This window comes from Streptomyces sp. WELS2 (genome assembly GCF_013870595.1).
In the GTDB taxonomy this organism is placed as follows: Bacteria; Actinomycetota; Actinomycetes; order Streptomycetales; family Streptomycetaceae; genus Streptomyces.
Map to the genome: position 1 here is coordinate 1 of NZ_JACBWZ010000639.1, position 3,653 is coordinate 3,653.

At 72.4% G+C, this 3,653-nt stretch carries 3 protein-coding genes and 1 pseudogene; all 4 read right to left on the reverse strand.

What is annotated here, in order from left to right:
• Window positions 1-733 (reverse strand): sensor histidine kinase (locus H5J33_RS27200; protein ID WP_181797490.1); only part of this gene is annotated, 733 nt, incomplete at its 3' end.
• Window positions 734-765: 32 nt separating this feature from the next.
• The gene (locus H5J33_RS27205; RefSeq protein ID WP_181797488.1) at window positions 766-1,506 is read right to left on the reverse strand and encodes an ABC transporter permease; all 741 of its coding nucleotides are present in this window, start codon (window positions 1,504-1,506) and stop codon (window positions 766-768) included.
• A complete protein-coding gene (locus H5J33_RS27210; protein WP_258565430.1) occupies window positions 1,503-2,432 on the reverse strand; it encodes an ABC transporter ATP-binding protein in 930 nt (309 codons plus the stop codon). Before H5J33_RS27210 ends, H5J33_RS27205 begins: the two co-directional genes overlap by 4 nt.
• 141 nt (window positions 2,433-2,573) lie before the next feature.
• Window positions 2,574-3,653, reverse strand: a pseudogene (locus H5J33_RS27215) (hypothetical protein); the annotation flags it as partial.

Sequence of the window (3,653 nt, forward strand, 5' to 3'; positions counted from 1 at the left end):
CGGCCTCCCGGACGTCGACCAGGGCCTGCCGGCTGACCTGTTCGATGTCGGCGACCTGCCGGGCCGCCTGCTCCGGGTGGCCGGGCAGCATCCGGCCGGCCAGCTCGCTCTTCAGCGTGATCAGCGAGAGCGAGTGGCCGAGCAGGTCGTGCAGGTCGCGGGCGAGGCGCAGGCGCTCCTCGTTGGCGGCGAGCTGGGCGACGGTGGCCCGGGCCTTGCGCAGCTCGATGGTGGTGCGCACGAGCTGGCCGACGCCGGTCATGGCGAACCCGATGAGCACGACGAGGACGACCAGGCCGCGTGCCTCCTTCTCGGCGGAGCGCATGCCGATCAGGTACATCACCAGGGCGGAGGCCGGGATGGCCCAGTAGGCGGCGCGCAGCGGCAGGGTGGCACCGAAGGCGACCGCCAGGTAGACGAACAGGCCCAGCCAGGCGCTGCCGAGGGTGTAGGCCAGGACGGGGGCGAGGATGCCGAGGACCGCGCCCAGGACGAGCACGGCACCCCGGGAGAACGGGCGGCCGATGTTGCGGAAGACCATCGTCAGATAGACCCCGACGAAGACCGCGAGGCCGCAGGAGCCCGCCACGGTGGCGGCGGTGGAGTGGCCGCCGGCGACCAGGTCCTCGACCGGTGAGCTGAGGAAGACCAGCCAGACCCCGATCCACAGGGACTTGACCAGCAGATCGCGCCGGCTGGTGGGCGGCCAGCCCACGGGGGTGTGCCGCGGCATCGCGGTGTGCCGGTCTTCCGTCGTCGTGCCGCTCACGCCTTCAGCGTGTCCTTTCGGTACAGCCAGGCCGCGCCGCCCGCGAACAGGACGAAGGACACGACGAGCACGGCGATGTCCCGGGCGTGCGGGGCCTGGCTCTGTTCGATGGCCCGTCCCAGGGCAGCGTACGCGTGGGTGGGCAGCCACCGGGCGATGTCCTGGAGCCACTGCGGGAAGGTGGTGGTGGGCATCCACAGGCCGCCCAGCATGGACAGCCCGAAGTAGATGATCATGGTGATGGGGCGGACCGCGTCGCCGGACGCCAGGTAGCCGAGGGCCACGCCGAGCGCGGCGAAGACCAGGCTGCCGGCCCAGACGGCGCCGCTCAGCGCGAGCCACTGCCAGGCGTCGAGGCGTACGTCCTTCACCACGGCGGCGACCGCGAACACGATGACGATGGACGGCAGGCTGACCACGGCCGCGCCGGCGGTCTTGGCGAGGACGTAGCCGCGCCCGGGCAGCGGGGTCAGCCGCAGCTGCCGTACCCACCCGTTCTCGCGCTCCTTGGCGATGCGCTCGCTGTTGCCCATGAGCGTGGCGGTCAGGGCGCCGAAGGAGGCCATGGAGACCATCATGTACGTCGGCAGGGTCAGCCCCGTGCCGTCGACCTCGGTGTGGCTGTCGGCGTTGCCCGCGATCAGCAGGAACAGGGCCGAGGGGTAGATCACGGTGAAGAACAGGAACTTGCGGTTGCGCAGGGCGCGTACGAGTTCCAGCTTGATCAGGCTGTTCACTGCTGCTTCGCCTCCTCGGCGGCGGTGATGGCGACGAAGGCCTGCTCCAGGCCGAGGCCGGCGACTTCGAGGTTGCGGGGGTAGAGGCCGAGGCCGTACAGGGCGTGCACGGTGGCGTCGGCGTCGGCGGACTGGATGCGGACGGTCTGGCCCGAGACGTCGATCCGGGTGACGGACGGCAGGGCGCCGAGGGCGCTCTCGTCGATGGCGCCGTCCAGGTCGAAGGAGACGCGGCGGGCGCCCGCCCTGGCCTTGATCTCGGCGGCGGTGCCGTCGGCGAGGAGGCGGCCCCGGTGCAGCACCAGGACCCGGTCGGCGATGGCGTCGGCCTCTTCCAGGTAGTGGGTGGCGAACAGCACCGTACGGCCCTGGTCGGCCTGCTCGCGCATGGTGGCCCAGAAGGCCTGGCGGGCGGAGACGTCCATGCCGGTGGTCGGCTCGTCCAGGATGATCAGGTCGCTGTCGCCGGCGGTGGCGAGGGCGAACCGGACCCGCTGGGCCTGCCCGCCGGACAGCTTGTCGGCCTTGCGGTCGGCGATCTGGGTGAGGCCCGCGCGCGCCAGCACGTCGGCGACCGGGTACGGCCGCGGGTGCAGCGAGCAGGCCAGCTTCACCAGTTCGGCGACGGTGACCCCGTCCGTCAGCCCGCCGCTCTGCAGCATGGCCCCGACCCGGCCGGCCACGATGGCCTCGCGCGGGGTCGTGCCGAACAGGCCGACCGAGCCGCTGTCGGGCTGCTTCAGCCCGAGGAGCAGGTCGAGGGTGGTGGACTTGCCGGCCCCGTTCGGGCCGAGGAGGGCGACGGTCTCGCCCGGGTACAGGCGCAGCGAGAGGCCGTCCACGGCCCGCACGCTCCCGTACGTCTTGGTCACCTGGTCGAACCCGACCACCGGGGTGGTGGTGGCCGGTACCGCTGTCGTCGTCATGGCATCCATGCTGGCGGCAGGGGGCGGGCGGGCGGCAGTGCCGTGGGTCCTGACCGCCGGGTGACAGATGTCATGCCCGGCGGGTGACGGTACGGCGAGGGGCGCCCCCGGCGGGGACGCCCCTGGCCGCCGGTGCGGTGACTAGCTCGGGTTCGTGTCGATGATCCCGACCCGGTTGGTCCTGCTCATCAGGGCGGGCCGCAGCGCGGCGTAGACGTCCTCGGGGGTGACGGCCGTCTTCTTGCCGTTGCCCCGGGTGATGAGCACCCCGTCGAAGGCCTGGCCGTACAGCTCCTCGAGGGCGGCCAGGTCGGGCTTGTCGACCAGCTTGCCGTCGACGGCCGTGACCCGGAGGAACTTCCACAGCGAGTTCTGCGGGCTGAAGGGCACCGAGTGGGCCGCGTCCACCTGGACCGTCACCCGGCCCGACATCGCGGGCTCGGCGAACTCCTTCATCATCCGGTCGACCTCGGCGTTGGAGACCGTCGGCTGCCGGGTGGTGGTCGGCACGGCGACCGGGGTGGCGTTGCCCGTCTCCACCAGCGCCCGGTAGGCCTGTTCGACCGCCTGGGCGGAGTGTTCGGCGTCGACGGCCTTGCCCCCCTTGCCGTAGACGGGCACGGCCTTGCCGGACTTGAACTCGATGGTGCCGTCGGTGGCCACGCCCGCGCCCGCCTGCGAGCCGCCGCCGGCCTGCTGGAGCGCGGCGTGCAGCTTTTCCTCGTCCACCGGCATGACCGGGGCGACCACGCGCTTCTGCCCGAACAGGGAGCCGACGACGTGGACCGGGTTGTAGTCGCTGTGCGCGGCCTCGCTGACGGTGGCCTGGTAGTCGAACTGGAGGCCCGCGTTCTCCGGGGTGAGGGTGACGGTCTTGCCGCCGACGGCGAGCTTGAGCGGCTTGTCGACCCGCTTGCCGAAGGCGTCGTCCAGCTTCTTGACCGCGTCGTCGCGGGTGCCGCCGCCGATGTCGACCCCGAGCACGGTGGTGCCCTTGGGCACGTCGCTGTGGTTCATCAGCAGTCCGGCGCCGTAGGCACCGCCCGCGATGACGACCACGGCGGCGACCAGCAGCATCAGCTTGCTGCGGCCCTTCTTCTTCGGCCTGGCCGCCTTGGGGGCGGGGGCCGGCTCGGGCTTGGGGGCGGGCGCGGCGGGTGCCGACGGGCCGCCTGGCACAGGCCGAGGCGGTCGACGCCGTACTCGGTGAGGTGGAAGGCG